The 18,852-nt window shown below is 62.7% G+C and carries 15 protein-coding genes; 4 read left to right on the top strand and 11 right to left on the bottom strand.

Going from position 1 to position 18,852, the window contains the following annotated elements; all coding sequences use genetic code 11:
- Positions 1 to 130 precede the first annotated feature (130 nt).
- The gene (locus tag CO656_RS11540) at positions 131 to 571 is read right to left on the bottom strand and encodes a helix-turn-helix transcriptional regulator (RefSeq protein WP_097525853.1); all 441 of its coding nucleotides are present in this window, start codon (positions 569 to 571) and stop codon (positions 131 to 133) included.
- A gap of 692 nt (positions 572 to 1,263) precedes the next feature.
- Here CO656_RS11540 and CO656_RS11535 point away from each other — a divergent pair.
- From CO656_RS11535 to CO656_RS11520, 4 genes are all read left to right on the top strand, one after another.
- A complete protein-coding gene (locus CO656_RS11535; protein WP_097525852.1) occupies positions 1,264 to 2,283 on the top strand; it encodes a helix-turn-helix domain-containing protein in 1,020 nt (339 codons plus the stop codon).
- Between the two features lie 192 nt (positions 2,284 to 2,475).
- A complete protein-coding gene (locus CO656_RS11530) occupies positions 2,476 to 3,831 on the top strand; it encodes a TadE/TadG family type IV pilus assembly protein (protein WP_097525851.1) in 1,356 nt (451 codons plus the stop codon).
- Entirely contained in the window at positions 3,828 to 4,358 is a 531-nt protein-coding gene (locus CO656_RS11525) for a TadE family protein (protein ID WP_097525850.1), read from the top strand. Before CO656_RS11530 ends, CO656_RS11525 begins: the two co-directional genes overlap by 4 nt.
- 10 nt (positions 4,359 to 4,368) lie before the next feature.
- Positions 4,369 to 4,938: a TadE/TadG family type IV pilus assembly protein gene (locus tag CO656_RS11520; protein WP_097525849.1), complete on the top strand. Its 570-nt coding sequence runs from the start codon at positions 4,369 to 4,371 to the stop codon at positions 4,936 to 4,938.
- 526 nt (positions 4,939 to 5,464) lie between these two features.
- Here the strand turns inward: CO656_RS11520 and CO656_RS11515 are convergent.
- The 10 genes from CO656_RS11515 to CO656_RS11470 form a co-directional block, all read right to left on the bottom strand.
- Positions 5,465 to 7,276, bottom strand: coding sequence for a HAMP domain-containing methyl-accepting chemotaxis protein (locus CO656_RS11515; RefSeq protein ID WP_097525848.1), 1,812 nt, complete (start codon positions 7,274 to 7,276; stop codon positions 5,465 to 5,467).
- Positions 7,277 to 7,559: 283 nt separating this feature from the next.
- Positions 7,560 to 8,597 (bottom strand): capsular biosynthesis protein, encoded by a 1,038-nt coding sequence (locus CO656_RS11510; RefSeq protein ID WP_097525976.1) that lies wholly within the window; start codon positions 8,595 to 8,597, stop codon positions 7,560 to 7,562.
- A gap of 111 nt (positions 8,598 to 8,708) precedes the next feature.
- A complete protein-coding gene (locus CO656_RS11505; RefSeq protein ID WP_097525847.1) occupies positions 8,709 to 10,877 on the bottom strand; it encodes a glycoside hydrolase in 2,169 nt (722 codons plus the stop codon).
- 2 nt (positions 10,878 to 10,879) lie between these two features.
- On the bottom strand, positions 10,880 to 11,878 hold the full coding sequence (locus CO656_RS11500; protein WP_037419241.1) for a glycosyltransferase: 999 nt from the start codon (positions 11,876 to 11,878) through the stop codon (positions 10,880 to 10,882).
- A 61-nt stretch (positions 11,879 to 11,939) separates the two neighbouring features.
- Positions 11,940 to 12,338: a membrane protein gene (locus tag CO656_RS11495; RefSeq protein ID WP_037419491.1), complete on the bottom strand. Its 399-nt coding sequence runs from the start codon at positions 12,336 to 12,338 to the stop codon at positions 11,940 to 11,942.
- Positions 12,339 to 12,376: 38 nt separating this feature from the next.
- Entirely contained in the window at positions 12,377 to 13,723 is a 1,347-nt protein-coding gene (locus CO656_RS11490; protein WP_097525846.1) for a glycosyltransferase family 4 protein, read from the bottom strand.
- A 124-nt stretch (positions 13,724 to 13,847) separates the two neighbouring features.
- Entirely contained in the window at positions 13,848 to 15,077 is a 1,230-nt protein-coding gene (locus CO656_RS11485; protein ID WP_037419485.1) for a glycosyltransferase family 4 protein, read from the bottom strand.
- A 24-nt stretch (positions 15,078 to 15,101) separates the two neighbouring features.
- A complete protein-coding gene (locus CO656_RS11480; RefSeq protein WP_037419239.1) occupies positions 15,102 to 15,857 on the bottom strand; it encodes a polysaccharide deacetylase family protein in 756 nt (251 codons plus the stop codon).
- Positions 15,850 to 17,181, bottom strand: coding sequence for an O-antigen ligase (locus tag CO656_RS11475; protein ID WP_097525845.1), 1,332 nt, complete (start codon positions 17,179 to 17,181; stop codon positions 15,850 to 15,852). The genes CO656_RS11480 and CO656_RS11475 overlap by 8 nt, the downstream gene beginning before the upstream one ends.
- 11 nt (positions 17,182 to 17,192) lie before the next feature.
- Positions 17,193 to 18,788, bottom strand: coding sequence for a GumC family protein (locus CO656_RS11470; protein WP_097525844.1), 1,596 nt, complete (start codon positions 18,786 to 18,788; stop codon positions 17,193 to 17,195).
- Between the last annotated feature and the right edge of the window lie 64 nt (positions 18,789 to 18,852).

Genomic DNA, 18,852 nt, shown 5'->3' with positions numbered 1-18,852 from the left:
TCCACGCCGCCGCGTTCACTGTCGCGGCGACGCCCTCATCAAGGTGAGCCGAAACGCCTGACTGGCGTCACACATCTTCGGTCGCGCGCCGTGCTCGACAATGTCGTGACCGGCCGCGGTGCCGGTAGCGCTATTCCGCTGCTATCGGTGCCTCTTCCACCGTCGGCGCCAAGGCTTTGACGAGTGCCACGATCTTCCGTCGAACCTGCGGATCGCTGAGCCGGGCAAAGGCGCGGTTAAGAGCCACGCCCTCCTCGGTCGCGAGAAACTGCAGCATTTCATCGCTGGAGGTCACCGCGGCGCCATTGTGCTCCAGCCCGTTCGTGCTCTCCGGGCCGCCTTCGAAGAAATAGGACACCGGCACGCTCAGGACCTCGGCAGCCCGCTGAAGGCGGCTCGCCCCGACGCGGTTCAGGCCCTTTTCGTATTTCTGCACCTGCTGGAAACTGACGTCGAGCGCCTCGCCGAGCTTCGTTTGGCTCCAATCCAAAGCCAATCGGCGCAATCGGATGCGGTTGCCCACATGGATGTCGATTGCGCGGGGTTCTTTCTTGTTCGGTCTGGCCTGCATTCGTTCTCGTTCCCACCTTGTTGAGCGTCCTGCGTTCAATGACCCAAGCGCTATAGATTGCCCCGCAGGACACCACGCTCAGTAGAAGCCAGGGCCGGCGGGAGTACTTTTCAACTTAAAATCACCACTTCCTTGAATATGTCGGACGGCTTACAAAAGACATACGGAAACAACTGCTCCAGTATCCGCATAGCGCAGGGCTTATCCCGATGGCGACGCTTTCCGCCTGCAACGATCCTTCGGGGGTGAACGTGACGCTCATCACGCGGAGCTGAATGTTCCTTAATTGCCGATTTGGAGTGAGGATGAACCGCCCCCGCGGCGGTCAACTGCGATGGGCGTCGCGTGCCGCGATTGGATCAATACCCACGGGCTGCCGGTCGCTTCATTCCGTCGCCCGCGCCCGCGATCAGTGGGCGAGCGCCGTCCGCGCTTCGATTGTGCCCGCCACCTGTGAATCGCGATGCTCATCCGGCGCCAGCGGTCAATTTGTGCGAAATCCGGCTGCGTTTTTCGCTTTTTGGATAGACGTATACACATAATCGTTTACGCCATAGCTAATATACGGTCTATTTGTACGATAAATGCGGACACGGCGAGTACCCATCAAAGGGAGGTGGCGTGAAGCTGAGACCAAAAAATGTCATTCGAGGCGCCAAGCGGCACGGCGCCCCCGCTTTCTCGGAGCCTAGATGAGGTACGTTCCTCATCGACCCGCCTTCCGCATCGTCAAAGCAGATGCCGACGAAATGTCGGAGCATTATGCAAGGACATTGTCGCCCGCGAAGGTTGAACCCTTGCAAGTCGGCGGGCGTATCTCGGTCGAGGATCGCCACTATTCTGCCGGGCCGTTCAGCATCTGGGCGGGCATGTGCCATTCGGGCATGAAAGTCACATTCTCGCGACCGTCCGATGCCTTTGTGCTCTACCTGCCGCATTCGAGCGCCATGGAGATCGATGTCGGCCGCAAACGCCTTCTATCGACACCCGGCACGGCCATGGTCGGCAATATGGCGCAGTTCGAAAAGCTGACGATTCACGAGAACCGCGGCCATATCGGCATCGCGTTCGAAAAATCAGCGATGGTCGGCCAGCTGAGCCAGCTCCTCGATGCCCCGGTTCTCGGAGATATCGACCTTTGCGCGACTCTGGAAACCGACTCGGCGGTCGGCTCCAGGCTCGCAGCTCTCGGAGGCCTGCTCTGGGATTGTTTCGACGGCGAAGACCGGGTGTCAACGACGGCGGCCACACATCTTTTCCAGGCAGCAATGGTCATGATCCTCGAATCGGTTCCTCACAACTACAGCGCGCGATTGCACAAACCAATGTCACCCGCCATGCCGCGAAATCTGAAACGGGCAATCGAATACATGTTTGCCAATATCGCCGAGCCCATGAGCGTCGCCGAAATCGCCCGGGAGGCCGGCACGAGCGTGCGTGCCCTGCAAACGGCCTTCCAGCAATTCAAGAGTACGACGCCCTTGAATTTTCTGCGCCAGATGCGGCTTGAAGGTGTTCGCAAGACCCTTTCCGACAGTACCAATGCGCTCTCGATCGCGCAGGTGGCGCGCGCCTGGGGCTTCACCCATATGGGGCGGTTTTCCGCGGTCTACCATGACGCCTTCGGCCAGACACCGTCCGAAACGGCCAAGCTCCATAGCCGGCGCGGCGCCGGCGTGGCGTCGTCACGATCGACCGACAGCAACCGCTGACCGCCGAGCGGCTCCCGGCGAGCCCGCCCATCTCAGTCATCGGCCGGGGCCGTTCTGACCGCCCGCATTGTTTTCCTGCGCAATCCGGATAGGCGCGCGCCAATTGGCCAGCCGCAGACGGCGCTAATTTACTCACGAATAATATTTCGAAAGCACGATCGGCCCGCGTGGTAACGGAGCTGGTCATTTAACATGCGTTTCGATTTCGGCTTATTCCGTCAGCTGATCACCGGCCGAATGGCAAACATTATCCGCGACAAGGGCGGCAATGTCGCGCTGACGGTCGCAATCTGCATGGTTCCCATGCTTCTCGCCGTCGGCGCCGGGCTCGACTATACGCGCGCCTACAACATTCAGAGCAGAATGCAATCCGACCTCGACGCGGCGCTGGTGGCCGCCATCAAGGAGATCGACGACTACGACGAGGACGCGATCGTCGACAAGATCAAGGAATGGTTCGACGCCCAGTCCGAGAAGCAGAACGCCACCTATGACCTGACGGACATCAAGGTCGACAAAACCGGTCACACGATAACCGCTTCGGCGAGTGGGACGGTGCCGACGACGGTGATGACGCTGGCGGACATCAAGACCGTTCCCGTCGGCGTCGTCAGCGCCATCGAGGGGCCGGCCACATCTCACCTCGAAGTCTACATTGTCATCGACAAGTCGCCGTCGATGCTGCTTGCGGCGACGAGCGAAGACCAGGCAATGCTGCGGGCCGACAAGAATATCAGCTGCGAGTTCGCCTGCCACGACACGAAGGATCCGGTAAAGAAGAACGGCTCCGTCATCGCATCGACCTACTACAACTACATTAAGAGCCTCGGTGTAAAGCTCCGAACAGACGTGGCGCTCGACGCCGTCGAAGAGGTGCTCGACATGGTCGACGCGGCGGACGAGGACCATGCGAGGATCAAGGTCGGGCTCTACAGTCTCGGCGAAACAATTGCCGAGGTTCTCGAGCCGACCTATTCGACCAGCACGGCGCGGAAGAAGCTGTCCGACGATAGCAGCGGGCTGACGAGCGCGACCTCTATGAACGCCACCTATTTCCAGACCGCCCTCAAAGCGTTGAAGAAAAAGGTCGGTACAGCCGGAGATGGCACGTCGGCGGCTTCGCCACTAAAGCTCGTTCTTTTGCTTACCGATGGCGTTCAGTCGAATCGCGATTGGGTTATCAAATGGAGCGGGAAATATTGGGGCCGAGTTACGCCGCTGAACCCGGACTGGTGCGACTACCTCAAAGACAACGACGCAACCATGGCCGTTCTCTACACGGAATATCTCGCGATCCCGGCAGACTGGGGCTACAACGCAACTCTCGCCAAATCGATGGGCAATAGTGATTGGACGTCAACATGGGGCGGCACGCTGCATAGCGGCGTGAGCAGCAGCACCACCAGACACGACTATATCCCGATCGCGCTGCAGGACTGCGCCTCCTCGTCCGACCTCTTCATCTCCGCCGCCTCGGAAGACGAGATCACCGCCGGCCTTTCGACCCTTTTCAACCAATATCTGACCTCGGTACGGCTGACCCAATGACAAGCCGTTCGAAGATGACGCTTCTGCGCCGGCTGCTGCGCGACAGGTCGGGTGTCGCCGCCATCGAATTCGCGCTGCTCGCGCTGCCGCTGTTCACCATCATTTTCGGGATTCTCGAATGTGCGGCGATGTTCTTCATCGACACGGCCCTCGATGCGGCGGTTCACAAGGCCGCTCGCTTGATCAAGACCGGTCAGGCGACTGCAGAGAACATGACGCTCACCGGCTTCAAGACGGAGGTCTGCGGCAACCTGCTCTATGTGCTCGACTGCGAAGGCAAGCTGCTGGTCGCCGTCGACACGCTCACCGACACCTCCTCTTCCGGCGCGATGAAGGCGATCAACAGCAGCGGCGCCGTCGCGATCACCGAAGGCTTCGAAATCGGCAAGGGCAGCGACTACGTGATGGTCCAGGCTTTCCTTCCGTGGAAGCCGCTCGTCAGTCTCTATTCGCTTTCGAGCTCCACGCTCGCGGACGGCAGCTATCTGATGGGCGCCGCCGTCCTGCTCCGCAACGAACCGTTCTGAGGATGCCCGCATGACACCGATTGCCAAGAGAACAGTCGCCCTTCTGCGGCATTGCCTGCGGAACCGCGAGGGAGCTTCCGCGATCGAGTTCGCCTTCCTCTTTCCGATCCTGCTGCTGCTGCTCGCCGGGCTGGTCGATCTCGGCCAAGGCCTGACGGTTCGAAGGAAGATCAATCAGATCACTTCGACGAGCAGCGAGATCATTGCCATGCAAAGCAGTTGGACGGAGGCGAGCGTCGAATCGATCCTCGACGGCGTCAGCACCATCGTGCAACCCTACGAAACCGACGAACTTACGGTCCTCCTTTGCGTTCTCGACATCGACAGCAACGGCAAGGCGACCGTGAACTGGTCTGCCGCCTACGGCACGACAGCCCTCTCTTCAGGGCAGGACTCGCCCGTCGAGGTGCCAGAGGATTTGCGAATCGCGGACGTGCAACTGGTGGTGACTCGGGTCCAATATAAGCTAGATACGATCTTCTCCGGCCTTTTCGAGAGTTTCACGGGCGGCGGCTCTTACGAATACGACCAGCATTTCTTCATCCGACCGCGAAACGGCAACACGATCACCTACAGTTAACGGCCATGCGGGCCTCGTCGTAACGCCTCGACTTCCTGGAATAGTGCAACTGTTCCTGGCGCCGGCGGAAAAAATGCTAGTAATCGCTACAGGTCTTGAGGCCACAATACTGACACAGTCTGGACATGTTCTCGCCCAGCATTTGTCTCGGTGCAGTTATTTGCACGAAATAACATATATAACGAAAGATTACATCCTGTTGTTGATTGCCGACTATGCGCCTCGTGCAGTCGGCAGCCGCGCCGCGCTATTTTGCGTGAAGCGTATACCCTCTTCGCAATGCGGATATGGATATCACCTGGAAACGGTAGCCTAGCGCCGGCCGGTCCGCTTACACTCCTTCTCGTGGGTGCAGGGCAGCCTTGGGCATGATGCCCTGGGTATCGTGCCAGCGGCTTGGCTTGCCGCTGGCACGTGCCGCCTCCGGCGGCCAGTTTGCGAAGCCTCTCTTCCTTTTTTAAGCTTCGAACGTTCGCGCCGACTGTTTCAACGGTAACGATCTTCCCGGCGCGCAGCCCCAACGCGATCAGGCAACGCGGCGCAGCGGCCCGGCATTGGCCTTCACCTGAAACCGTCCGGCAATCCGGTCGAGATCAAGCACCTCCTCGCTGAGGGTGCGGCAGGCGGCATTCGTCTCTTCGACCATGGCTGCGTTTTGCTGCGTGACCTGGTCCATCTGCTGCAGAGCGGCATTGATGCCGTCGAGGGCGGAGGACTGCTCGTCGGCCGCGGTGACGATCGCGCCGATCAGGCCGCTTACCTGCTGCATATGTCCTTCGATGCCCGTCAGTGCCGAACCGGTCTGGTTGACGAGTTCGACACCGTCGGCAACCTCGCGGGCCGAAGTTTCGATCAGCTGCTTGATTTCCCTGGCGGCGGCGGCCGAGCGGCTGGCAAGTTCCCGCACCTCCTGCGCGACGACCGCAAATCCCTTGCCGGCTTCGCCGGCGCGGGCCGCCTCGACGCCAGCATTCAAGGCCAGCAGGTTTGTCTGGAAGGCGATCTCGTCGATGACATTGAGGATCTGCCGGATGCGCGACGAGGAGCCGGCGATCCGTTCCATGGCGGCGACCGCATCGCGGACGACGGCCGCAGAGCGTTCCGCGCCGTCCTTTGCCGTTCGCATCACCTGGCTTGCTTCCCTTGCGCGTTCCAGCGAGGTCCGCACCGTGGCGGTGATCTCGTCACAGGCGGCGGCGGTCTGCTCCAGCGACGCAGCCTGATGCTCGGTGCGCTTTGCCAGATCGTCGGTGGCACTGGCGATCTCCGACGAACCGGAGCGCAGCCGCCCGGTCGCCTGGAGCACGCCGGAAATCGCTTCGGCAAGCTGCGCGACGCTGCCGTTGAATTCGCTGCGGAGCCGGTCGAACTCCGGGGCGAAGCCGGCGTCGATCTGCGCCGTGAGATCGCCGGACGACAGGCGACCCAGTCCCCCGCTGAGCTGATCGATGACGGTGAGCCTGTCCTTTTCCTCCGCCGCCCGTTGCTCGCGGAGCGCCGTCTCTTGCTCGTCCCGGCGGCGGCGTTCCTCTTCGGCACGCTCTCTTATGCTGCGGCGCTCGATCGCCGCCTCGCGGAACACGGCGACCGATTTCGCTACCGCGCCGATCTCGTCCGCGCGATCCGAAAACGGCACCGCCCGGCTGTAATCGCCGCCGGCGAGCGTCTCCATATAGGACGACATCGCCGCCAGCGGCTGGACCGCACGGCGACGGAAATACCAGAGGCCGGCGGCAAGCAGCAGGACCGAGATCGCCGAACTTGCCGTTGCCGCCAAGGACAGGCGGTGCGTATCCACGGCTGCAACTGCTTCCTCGCCCGCCTGGAAGGCGACAGCTATCTGCACCAGTTCGTTCACGGCAACTTCGTGGTGGTGGAAGCTGTCCTTCAAGGCGCTCAGTGCCTGACCCGCGCCGGCAAGGTCGTTTGCCTGCAGCGCCGGCAGGAACCGCTTGCCCATCACCTGCCAGAAGAGGTCGGCCCTGGCGAGTACCTCGTCTTCCAGCTTCTTCATCAGCGCCTTCGGCGCTGATGAAGACTTCCAATAGACCCGCCGCTCGTCATAGGCGCGCTTCAGCGCGGCAAGCTTTTCCTGGTTTTTGGCGGCAAGCTCCGGGCTGGAGATCGCCTCCATTGCGAGCATGTAGGATTCCACCGTGTAGAGCGGCGGCGGAAGGATGTCGGCAACCAGATCCTTGCCGTAGACGATCTGGTCATAGACCGGCCCGTTCACCCTGAGCTTGTCGAAGGCGTATGTCTTGATGCCGATCGAGACCAACAGTCCGGCCGCAATGATTCCGCCGAACACAATCATTCCGCGTGCAATGTTGAGTTTCATATGTCTGCCCCTATATGCCTGCCCCTCAGGGGAACCCCTCGCAAAAAATGCAGAAATCAACGATCCTGTTGCCGTAAATTTTTGCGGCACGCGTGAAAAGTGTCTCGCAGCGCGAGAGTGCTCTCGGTGCCTTACCCACAATAATTAGTTGCATTCCATGATTGCGGAATGGTTAAGAACGCAGCAGCGGCGGATTAAATCGAAACAAGCTTGCTCAAAACGGATACTGCCCGACGGTTCACGCCTGTCGGAGGCACCGGAGGTTGAGTGCACCGATTAGGCCTTAGAGCGACCTTTGCACGTCTAATGACACGCGGCGCTGTAGGAGGTCCATTGCGGCAAAAACATCCATGGGCCGCCAATCTGCCGGGTTGCGATAGCTTGGATAGAGCCCGAGGGCGGCAGCGGTGATTTGGTCGACCGTTGGCCTCGCCAGTGCACGGCGGGCCAAGGCGAATTCGGCCGCGGGGCTCACCCGATCCTGCGTCAACCCCCATCCGCCGTAAAAGGGCACTGCGTAGCAGCGCACCGGCAACCCCCTCAACAGCGCATCAAAGCCGACCTGGCTGGAAACGGTCCAGACCTCGTCGACGACATCGAGGATCGAGGCGACCGACACCTTGTCGCCGAGCAGGATGACGCCGGGAGTCCTGGATGCGCGTTCCGTGATGTAGCCCTTGCGATAGCCCGCCATCACGTCCGGATGGGTCCTGACGACGCATTGCGCGCCGCCCGTCAGCGCGTCGTCTAGCATGCGGTCGAACGAACGCCGGCTGCCGAGCGCGCGTGCCACCGAGACATCGCCGAAGACCTGGTCGACTAGGAGAATGCGCCGCCGGCTGCACGGCTCGATCGACGGTGGGCGATGCGGCAGGTTGTTGTATTTGGAGAGCCTGTATTCAACCATCCGCTCGCGGATGCGCCGGCCGAACCCGTCATGCCGGCCGCCCGCCGCCTCGGCAATCAGCAGCTCGAGCCGCGAAGCCCGGCCGCCGTCGACGGGCAGCGCCAGGTCGTCGGCAATGATCGAGACCGGTGCGTCTCCGTCCTTGCCCAAACCGACCGAACGCAGGAAGCCGTCCTCGAGGTGCCAGTGCGGCAGCCGCCGCGCGCGGGCGACCGCCATCGCTGTCCTTGCGGGGATACGCCCGCCCCAGGAGACGACGCCCTCGATCCCAGGCGACAGCGTCGAGGCGAGCGGCTGGCCACTGAAATAACGTCCGAGCCAGGGAAAGGCCTGACGTACGAAGAACGTCGCACCCAAACGGCTGCGTGGCTCCGGCCACCAGGTCTTGCCGCCGATCTCGGGCAAGCTGTCCATCGCTTCGAAACACTCCATGCATCCACGGCCGATGGTTCGACCGCCTTCCGATCACGGACCAAAATCAGGTTGAGCCGGGAAATGCAATCGCTAACTCGGTGCGCGACGAACTCAGCCGTCCTCGAGCTCCAGAAGAAAATAAGTCGTCGGCCCATAGGGCGTATCGTTCGACAGGCGGAAGGCGACCGGACCCGCACCGCTGCGCACCGGCGGATAAACGGTGCCGTCCAGGCCGACCGGAGATATCCTCCATTTGGCCTTTCTCTCCAGCGCCAGATCGACATTGCCCTTGCGGATCAGCACAGGCAGGCTGCCGAAATCCTCGATGACTTTCTCCTCGCTGTCTCTGAAGATCATGCCGCTGTTCTGGGCGTCCGTCGCAAAGATCAGCAGCATGCGGCGGCTTTGCGCGAGCGAAGGCTGGCGATCGATCGCCGCAAGGGCGACGAGCCCGTCTCCATCCGCCTGCTCGATGCGGAGAATGCCGAGATCGATCGGCTCGCGCAGCGAGGAGAATGCCGCCGCCTCGGTTGCCGCCGTTGAGACCCGCAACTGCCCAATGCGGCGATCAAACCGGATCTGGCCGGTGTCGCTCTCATAGAGGCCCGCTTCCGTATCGGTCTGATTGTCGCGAGCCAGCGAGCCGTTGTCGCGAAGCGCCGTCAGTATTTCCTCTGCTCCCTCCGTCCGCGGCTGCGCGACACCGACACGGTCGTCGATGCTGTCGGCAGGAACGAGGCCGATGCCGCCGGTCAAGGCGAGCTCGGTGAGGCGCTCCGGCTCGCGCGCCTGCATATCCTCGCCAAGATCCTCCTCGCCGCGCACCGCAAACGGAATCGTGAGGCCGGAGGTCGCCACATCGCCGCGCCGGTAAAGAAGGGCCGCCAGCGTTTCGCCGGCCCGCGCCACCGGATCGAGCGCGATCGCATAGGGGAGCATCGCCCGCTTGTGCGGGTAGGGCTCGCCATAGGCAAGCACGATCGGCCCATGGCCGTGCCGGCAAAGCACGTCCCAGCCCTGCAGCGACGCATAGGCCGGCATGACGAGGCCCGCCTCGTAGCGATAGCGGTTCCAGAACAGGTGGTCGTACTCGCTGACGATGAAGGGCTTTCCGATCCAGCGCGCCGCTGCGATCATCCTGAAGTAGTTGGCGCCGTCGGCAATGGAACTCACCTGCAGGAGGGCGCTGCCCGGTGCATAGCCTCCGACCCAGTCGTGATAGGTGTTCATGGTCACCGCTTCGAGATCGCGCCGGCTCAGCGCAGTCTGGACTGTGGGCCAATTGTTGTAGGTGCTGATCAGGCCCCTATAGCCGAGATCGCGCAGCATCTGGCTCATCCGGGTGGCCGATGCCCGCTCCAGTTCGGTGAAGAATACCTGCAGATCACGGATGCGGGGGCTGTCGGCGTAGCGATCGGGCGGCAGCCTTACGGTGCCCGTCTCCAGCCGTTCGTCGTCGCCAAGCTCTCCCCAGGCCTGCGTGAGTTCGTCGGTCGAGGCGTAGCGCTTCACGAGCCACCGGTTGAAGGGTGCGACAAGGGCCTCGTCATAAGCGGGTGCGCCCGGGCGCTCATGCACGACGCTGTCGAACTCGATGCCGTTCTCGTTGGCGAGGATCACCAGCGCCAGGGCATCGTCGCGAATGGGCGCGACGCCGGTATAGGGATTGACCCGCGCCAGGAACGTCTCCTGCAGCGTCCTCCAATGGGCGAAGGCCTCCTCATCCAAGTGCAGACGCAGCTTGAGATCGCCATTTGCCTCCCAACGGTCGTCATGACCGCCATAGGCTCCGCGCGGCGAAGAAAGCCCGTCGATGATCCAGTGGATGCCGTTTCGCTTCAGCGCCGCGAGCAGGTAGTGGATGCGGTCGAGGGTCTCCGGATCGAAGGCGAAATCCTTCTGCCGGCCGAACATCAGGCTCGCGTCGGTAAAATGCAGCCGGGCGATGTTGTAGCCGTGAAGCGCCAGCTGCCGCGCGTAGCGTTCCGCACCCTCGTGATCGGGAAAGCCGCCGGAGGCTGGGCTCCAGGCGAGCGAGGCGCAGAGCATCCGCAGCGGCTTTTCCGGAGATGCCGCATGCGCCAGCCGCCCGCCCTCCCCGGCGACGAGCCGGTGATCCGCGTCGATCACGCCGTTGGGCAGAAAGGTGGAAAAGTCGAGCGGACTGCCCTGTTGGACTTCCAGCGAAACGTCACGCACCGGCACCCATTGGTCGGAGGCCTTCGCCGGCGGCGTGAAGCAGCCGAGGAAGATCGCCGCAGCAGTGAGCAGTAAACGCATCGTCAAGCCGGTTTCCCGAGGATTCTGCTCTCGATCGGGTCGCCCGGCTGTCGGCGGCTTCTGAGCATTCCGACGGGCAGCGCCGCCGCGTGGAAGAACCAGGCGACGACCGTGTAGAGTCCCATGCTTAGGCTGCGTTTCTTGACGCTTGCCATGGCAACGACACTGGCAACCGTGGCGAGCACCGCAGCGATTGCGACGAGCTTGTCCGGCAAGAAGACGATCAGTGCAAGGCAGAACAGCCACCAAAGATGCACGAGCCCCCAAAGCCTGAGTTCCGGCAGTTCGCGCAGAAGCTGGAGGAAATAGGGTTTGCCGAGCGAAGCGCGCAGGAGCTCGCCGATACCGTAGAGATATTTGCTTTTCCAGCGGCGCACGAGCAGCCGGTAGGAGTTGACCGTGTGACCGAAGTGCTGGACGAAGCGCCGATCAAGCCGGTAAAGGCCCCAGCCGGCGCTTCTCAGCCGGATGCCGAGATCGAACTCCTCATAGCCGTGCAGGTTTCGGTCCGACAAGTAGCCGACATCCTCGATGGCGCTACGCCGGTAGAGCCCGCCGCCATTCATCCGGTCGATCGGCCCCGTCCGGTTTTCCGGAGCGTTGCGTTTGACGCGCCGCGCAAATTCCAGGTTCGAGACGTGCATCTCCTCGACGTGTCCGGTCACGCCCGCGATCGCCGGGTGGTCTTCGAGGAAGCCGACGGCCTCGTCGAGAAAGTCCGCGTCCAGCAGCATGTCGCCGTCGATGAGGCAGATATAGTCGTGACGCGAATGCTGAAAGCCGAGCTGTGGGCCTATGCCGCAACTTGGACGCGCCGGCGGTGTGATCTGCGCAATGACTGTCGGATATCGGGCGGCGATCTCGATCGTGGAGTCAGACGATCCGCTGTCCGCGACAATGACTTCGCCGCCCCGGCGCTCAAGCGCTGTCAAGGCGCTCTCGATCGTCGCGGCGACGCGCTTTTCTTCATTCAAGGTCTTGATAATGACGGATATTGCCAAGATGGCCCCCAGGCAGGGTGCGCCGTGCTTTTGCTCGCCACACCCATGCGGTCTAAATGCACTAAGCGGAACTTTCTACCTGCGATGGTTTGAGTTTTGGTTTACTTCGCCAATCCCGCAATTGCCGTCCGCAGCGAGCGGCGTACCGGGCCGCACCGGCGCCGCATCCTCCGCCCGCCAGCTTGACCGCAAGATCCGTCACGCGCGCGTGGCGATCGGCCGATAGCATCTGCAGCAATTCAAAGCCGACAGCCGCTCCAAGCACCAGGCCGAGGACAAGGGCAATGCGCTGCGGATAGGCGGCGGCGAAGAGGAAGCCGATCAGCCCATAGGCACCGAACCGCTCGAGGTGGACCCACGTGCCGATATGCGGACGCATGGCGATCGGCGACAGCGTCGAAAAGGCGATCAGCGCCAAAAGGAACCACGCGAGGATCGCGGCCGCGCGCCTGAAATTCATGATCGCTTTCTTGCGATCGTCCCGGCGCATGGCGGAGGTCATCTTGCCAGCGCCCGATAAACCGAAAGGGTTTTCTGCGCGACGCTCGCCCAGCTATGGGTCGCTTCCACATGGGCGATCTGAGTTCGGACCGCATCGTCGGTCGGCGGATTTGCTATTTTTTTGGCGAGGGCGGCGGCAAGGGCGTCGGTATCGCCCAGCGGAAAATAATCGTCGGGAGCGAGGGCAAGTTCGCGGTTGGCGACGATGTCGCTGGCGAGCACCGGCAAGCCATGGGCCAACGCCTCCAGGAGGGCGATCGGCATGCCTTCGTGGCTCGAGGGGAGGACGAAAAGAGCCGCATTGGCGAAGAGTTCGGCCAGCCTGTGGCCAGACTGGAAGCCCGCCAGGACAACGCCGGGCACGCCTTCAGCCATCGCCCTCACCTTAGCCGCATAGGGCGTTTCGAACTCGGCGCTTCCCGCCAGGACGAGTTTGACGCCGGTACCGCCGAGAGTCGCGAAGGCCCGGATGAGGTCGGTCTGGCGTTTTTCCGGAACGAGCCGTGCCGCAAGCAGAATGTAACGTCGGCGCGTCAGGCCGAACTCGTCGAGAATGCCCGTTCCGCCGCGCCACGGCGATATAGCGACGCCGTTCGGGACAAGGGCCACCGGAAGCCCGTAACGCTCCCCCATCGTCTCCACGATTTCCTTGGAAATGGCGATACGCCCATGCGCAAGCCGCATGCCCATGCGTTCCCCGAGCTTAAGCATGCGCTTGGCGAAGCTGCTCCATTTCTGCCGGTCGTAATCATACCCGTGATGGGTGACCACCACCTTCAGGCCCAGGAGCCGCGCGAGGGGAACCAGCAATGCCGGGCCAATCGCATGAATATGCAGTACGTCCGGCCGGCGCAGCGCCGCGAAACAGACGCCGAAAAAGGTGTGGACGATCGCCTCCAGCGCCATCGATCGCGGTGCCCAGAGCGGGAAGACGCGAATTCCGCTCCAGGAATAGGAAGCGGTCTTGGGGAGATATCGCCGCCGCCCGATGACATCGACGCCCCAGCCAAGGGCCACCAGCCTGGTGGAGAGCATCTCGACATGCTTTTCCACGCCGCCCTGCACGTCGGGTATCCCACGCAGGCCAAGCATCATCACGCGCGGACGCGCGGCCGTCGTCTCAATGGACCGGTGAAAACCGTCAAGTTCGTCCCGGGACAGTGCGGTGCCTGAGCCGGAGAATGGCCCCTCGAGCAACGCGGCCGTCGCAAGTGCCGGCGCGTCGACGGCGAGCAGCTTTTCGGGAAGAGGCCCCTCGCCGCCGCGAGCGGTGTTGACCGGGGTCGCCGAACCCCTCGTCTGCTGCGGAGCATGATCCCGCGACACTGCCGTCTGACTGCTCATGGTTGTCTTGCCCCGGACGTTCCCTTTCGGCAGCTTTTACGTGCAGAACACTTTCGCCGGGCGTAAGAAGATCGCTAAAGTTTTACGAGACTGGCCGGAAATCGGTCGCCGGACCTTGCTCAGCCTATGCAGCACCGAGCGACGCGTAGAGGTCGAGGGTCCTCGTCCGATAGGCCGCGGCCGAGTATTCTCTGGAGATCCAGGATCGGCCCTCCGCGCCCATGCGTGCGCGTGCGTGAGGCGAAAGCGCCGCCATTTCGCTGAGCGCCCGTGCAAGGTCCTCTGGCTTTCCGGAGGCGGCAAGCAGCCCCGTCTCGCCTTCCCTGACCATCTCCGGAATCCCACCGATCGCCGCGCCGATGACCGGCCGCTGCAGCGCATAGGTCTCGAGAAGGCTGATCGGCGCATTCTCGTACCATTCGGAAGGAAGCACGAGGGCGCAAGATTGGCCGATGAGCCGGTGCAGCTTCTCGCCTGAAAGATAGCCGGCGAATGTTACGTCTGCGCCGAGGTCGGCCGCCAGCTGGCGAAGGCTCGCCTCTTCCGGCCCGGTTCCGGCAACGATCAGCCGCTCTCCCGAAAGAGCTATCGCCCTGATCAGGGTCGCCAGTCCCTTTTCCGGCGCCAGGCGACCGGCGAAGACAAAATAGTCGGCCTCCTGCCAATCGGTCCGAAAGGTGGACACATCGACGAAATTGGCTATGTGGACCATCTTTTCGCGCGGCCAGCCCCATTCGGCGAGCTTGTCCAGGTAAAAGCGGCTCGGTACGACGAGCCGATCCACCTTGTCGCGATAAAGGCCGAGCAGCCGGTGCAGCATCGTTTCCGCCAGCACCACGGCGCTCAACGGGACTGAGTCCTTGACGCAGCGATGGCGAAGCACGTTATAGATTTTCCCGCCGCGACAATCTTCGCAGACTTTGCCATGCCGCAGCATCTTGTAGGAGGGGCAGGCGAGCTTCAGATCGTGAACCGTCATGACCACCGGGATGCCGGCGGATTTCAATGTAGAGAAGATCGCCGGCGACAGATGGTGATAGACATTGTGGGCATGGGCGATCGCGGGGCGGCTCTGGCCGATCAGCCGGCGGATGTTGCGTTGGGCTTCGAGCGAATAGATGACGCTCGCCGCTTGAACCGCCTTGCGCAGCAGCCCCGTCTTCCGGCCGTATTCAATTTCGGAGACGAAATAGTCCGACCAGGGCGTTTGCTCGTTGAGATCGTGGCGCATGGCGAACGGTACGACGTCCCAGCCGAGCTCGTCGAACATCGCCATATGATCGAAGAACACCGCCTCGGCTCCACCGCGGCGGTAAAAGTAGTTGTTGATCGCCAGCAGGCGCTTCCCGGCTATGCCATGCTCAGGCACCGCAGCCCCCTACCAATTGAACCGGTCGAGCACCTCATCGACCGGCAGCACGCGACAACCCTTTTCGACGGAATAGCGGACGAGACGATCGAAGGTCTCGGGCGTGCAGCCATGGGGCGTCGGCCGCGGCGCGATGTCATGCGTGAAGAAGATGAGCCATCCGGGCTCACTGACGAGCGCGTCGATCCATCGGGTCAGGGTCTCGGCATGCTGCTCCGGCTGGCGGATTTCGACGGCCTTGAGCATCAGTGGATCCACGGATTCCCGGTTGATGGCCTCGCCGCCGGCGCGGCAGGAGCGATAGCGGCGGCGCAGCTCGGAGCGCGCCAGCGGCCAGGCGGCGTTATAGGGAAAGGCGAAGTTCCGCGCCGGCGAGGCGACCCCGACGCTCTTCAGATAGTCCGCATTGCGGTCGAGGTCGGCGGCGAGGCCGCCGGCGCTGCGAACCCTGAGATGCGCAAAGGTGTGGCAGCCGATCTCATGCCCGCGCGCGAGCAGCTCCGCGCATCCCTCCGGGGTGATAAGCGTCCGATGCTTTTCCACCCGCCCCCCCAGCCCGCCGGCGATATAGAAGGTGCCGCGCGCATCGTACCGCTCGAGAATCCGGGCTCCCTCGTAAAGGGCGCTGTCGGGCACGTCGTCGAAGGTGAAGGAGACGAGCGGTATGTCCGTTTTGATATCCCGCCGCGCCCCGGCGAGCCGCCAGATCGCCCGGTTGGCTAGCCGGTCGACGAGGCCGCCAATCTTTTCCTGAACATCACGCATGAGCAACGCGCTTTCCTTTTTCCGGGACGGCACCTTTCGCCAGCACGGCGCTCGATTGCAGGTGCAGTCCGTAGATGGCGAAGACGAAAGTGAACCAGACAAAGCTCCCGCCCTCGAAGAAGAGAGTTTCCAGACCGGCGTGGAAGATCGTGTAGAGCCAGATGCGGATGTAAAGCCGCGTCAGCGGCGCCTTCTCGCGCTCGGGCGCAATGCGAGAAATGTCGCGAAGCGGCAGCAGGATTAGCCAGACGAGCGTCAGCAGCAGCCCTGGGAAGCCGGTCGTCAGGGCAATGTCGAGATAGGAATTGTGGCCGTTTGCAGCGGCCACCGCCCAGGTCTCGACCGAGCCGCCACTGTAAACCAGCTCCTCCGTCTGCCAGAACGCCCTGAAGCCGTAACCCGTCAGCGGCCGCTCGGCGAGTGCCGAGAAAGCGAAGCGCCAGATGTCGGAGCGATTGGTGAATGTCGCGTCGATGCCAAGGCCAGTGATGAACTCTCCGAGCGGCCTGAAAACCGCCGAACCCACGGCGAATAGATTAAACAGGCCTACGCCGCCGATGACGATCAGCGCACGCAGCGGCCGCATCTTTTCGAACAGCCATCCGAGCATGAGGATTGCCGGCAGCATCGCCGTCGAGGTTTTCCCGCCGGTGTTGACGAGAAACAGGAACGACAGCGCGAAGATTGCTAGGCCCGTTATGCGCGACCAGCTGCTCGCGACGAACAGCCCGAAGAAGGCGGCGAGCACCATCCCGGAGGCGGCGCTGTTCTTGTGCGGGAAGTGACCGCGCCAGAGCCCGGCATTCATCGGCTCGCGCAGTTCGGACGCCTGGTGGATGGCGAGCGTCGGCTTGAAGAGAATGCCGTAATAGGCGAATCCCAGCATGATCAGGCTGCCGATCCCCAGCATCTTGGCGAAGTGGCGCTCCGAGGCCGGCAGCAGCAGATAGATGCTGGCATTCACCGTCATGATCGTCGAGAGAACGATGCCCTTGATGCCGAGCATCGGATGCGCGGAGATCAGCGAGACGAGGAGGAACCAAAAGGAGAGGATGGCGAGAAGCAGGCGCGGCTGCAGGATGATGTCGCGCATCGGATGCAGCAGCCCGTAGCCGAGCATACCGGCGGAGAGCAGCAGCGCCAGGATCTGGTTCAGGCGGTTGGAGTTGCCGGCGGAAGGGTCGAGGATCGCCTCGCCCGTCAGGTCGACATAGGGCGTGATCGATACCCAAAGAAACAGAAACATCGCCATGAAGAGGAAGGCGCCGACGCGCGCCCTCGCAATGTCCGGCGCGCTGGTCTCCGCAAAGGCGGCGGTTGTCATTGGCCGGCTTCCTATCCGACCGCCGGGCGCTGACCGCGTAGATAACCCCAGAGGCCGAGCGCCAGCGCGAGTGCAACACCTGCGGCGAGACCGGCCAGGGCGCCGCCGATGAGCAGGATCGAGGTTCGCGGCGGCCAGCTACGCGAATTCGGCGGCATGGCGCGTGAAATGACGCGAATATTGGTCGTGTCGATCTGCTGGCGCTCGGTGATCTGCTGGGCGCGCGCCAGATGGGTTTCATAGATCGCCGCCTTGGTGCGCGCATCGCGCTCGAGGTCGCGGAGGTGGACCTGCGCATCGTTGTCGGTGAAGACATTCGATTGCTCGTCGTCGGCCTTTGTCCTCAGGGCACCGAGCGCCGAGCGTTCCCGGTCGAAATCCGCTTTGGCGCGCTCGGCTATGCGGCGCGCTTCCTGGTTTATGCCAGCCTCGAGCGTTGCGCGCTCGGAACGTGCCGCGGCAAGACGGGGGTGCCTTTCGCCGTAGGTGAGCTGCATCGAACCGATCTGCTGCTGCACGGCACTATATTGCTGGCGCAGGTTCGTCATGTCAGCGGACTCAAAGACCGAGGCTCTGGTCGTCTCTCCCTGCGCGATCGCGGCACTCATCTGCTTGTAGCGCGTCTCCGCCTGGATAAAGCGCTGCTGGGCCTCGAGAACCTGAGTATTGAGTTCGCTCGAGAGCTGGTTGCTGACGAGTTCGCCATTGGCCGACAGCAGGCCGTTCTCGCGCCGGAAATCCTCGACCTTCTTTTCTGCCTCGGTCACGTTGCGGCGCAACTCATCGAGCCGGGCATTGAGGTTCTGCGCCACCCGGCCGGCGCTTTCGGCCGCCGATTGGAAGAGTTCCGCTTCGAAGGCGTCAACTATTGCGTCGGAAAGGGTGACGGCCTTTTCCGGTTCCTCGCTCCAAACCTCGAGAACGACCACGAAGGAGCGTTCCTCGCGTCGTGCCTCGACCCTTTCCGACAGGGCGCGAATGGCCGTCAGCTCCTTGTCGGCCTTGCTGTCTCCCCGTGAGAACAAAGCCGTCAGCACCGCAAGTGGCGACGATTTGACGAACTCCGGATCGTTCGTCAGTTGCAGCTTGTCGATGACCCGCTTCAGAACATTTCGCGACGTGAGAATCCTGAGCTTGCTCTCGACCTCCAGCAGCTGCGCGTCGCGCTGCGGGTTGCTGGTAAAGACGTCATCGCTGACGACGTTGAGGTTGGAGGGGTCCACCACAAGGTCGGTATAGACGGTGTAGCGCGGTGTGGCGGTAACCGCATAGATGAAGGCAGCGGCGACGCAAAGAACAAGCGCAAGGACGATCCATCTCATCCCGTCGCGCAGCCAGAGGATGATGTCGTCTATGCCGACGCTGCCGAGCGTGGGAAGCTGCGGGAAGTAAGCGCCGACAGTCGGCGGACTGGGCCTTGCCGCCGGTATCGGCGGGGAAACATCCTGCGTTGCCGCCGGGGCGGAAATCTCGTGCTCCTCGGGCTCGACCGGCGCTTCCCCGTCAACGGCCGGAACAAGGTCCAGCAGCGAGCCGCCCGTCCCGCGCCAGGGACTGCGCGCCTCCAGGTGCAATCCTTGCTCTAAGGACTCGCTCCGCCGATACATCCGTTTTTCCCCACGCATGCCCTTGAAGCCACCGAAGAGCACTGCCCTGCGTTGTAAGATCTGC

This window comes from Sinorhizobium sp. FG01, from assembly GCF_002531875.1.
GTDB lineage: Bacteria > Pseudomonadota > Alphaproteobacteria > Rhizobiales > Rhizobiaceae > Sinorhizobium > Sinorhizobium fredii_C.
The sequence above is the reverse complement of the archived record's forward strand: the minus strand, read 5'-3'. Positions and strand labels throughout refer to the sequence as shown.

Coding starts and splice junctions, on each gene's coding strand:
- CO656_RS11535 (WP_097525852.1), top strand. CDS start 1,264: ATGAGGTACGTTCCTCATCGACCCGCCTTCCGCATCGTCAAAGCAGAT.
- CO656_RS11515 (WP_097525848.1), bottom strand. CDS start 7,276: ATGAAACTCAACATTGCACGCGGAATGATTGTGTTCGGCGGAATCATT.
- CO656_RS11525 (WP_097525850.1), top strand. CDS start 3,828: ATGACAAGCCGTTCGAAGATGACGCTTCTGCGCCGGCTGCTGCGCGAC.
- CO656_RS11540 (WP_097525853.1), bottom strand. CDS start 571: ATGCAGGCCAGACCGAACAAGAAAGAACCCCGCGCAATCGACATCCAT.
- CO656_RS11490 (WP_097525846.1), bottom strand. CDS start 13,723: ATGAGCAGTCAGACGGCAGTGTCGCGGGATCATGCTCCGCAGCAGACG.
- CO656_RS11520 (WP_097525849.1), top strand. CDS start 4,369: ATGACACCGATTGCCAAGAGAACAGTCGCCCTTCTGCGGCATTGCCTG.
- CO656_RS11530 (WP_097525851.1), top strand. CDS start 2,476: ATGCGTTTCGATTTCGGCTTATTCCGTCAGCTGATCACCGGCCGAATG.
- CO656_RS11510 (WP_097525976.1), bottom strand. CDS start 8,597: ATGGACAGCTTGCCCGAGATCGGCGGCAAGACCTGGTGGCCGGAGCCA.
- CO656_RS11480 (WP_037419239.1), bottom strand. CDS start 15,857: ATGCGTGATGTTCAGGAAAAGATTGGCGGCCTCGTCGACCGGCTAGCC.
- CO656_RS11505 (WP_097525847.1), bottom strand. CDS start 10,877: ATGCGTTTACTGCTCACTGCTGCGGCGATCTTCCTCGGCTGCTTCACG.
- CO656_RS11470 (WP_097525844.1), bottom strand. CDS start 18,788: ATGTATCGGCGGAGCGAGTCCTTAGAGCAAGGATTGCACCTGGAGGCG.
- CO656_RS11475 (WP_097525845.1), bottom strand. CDS start 17,181: ATGACAACCGCCGCCTTTGCGGAGACCAGCGCGCCGGACATTGCGAGG.
- CO656_RS11495 (WP_037419491.1), bottom strand. CDS start 12,338: ATGAATTTCAGGCGCGCGGCCGCGATCCTCGCGTGGTTCCTTTTGGCG.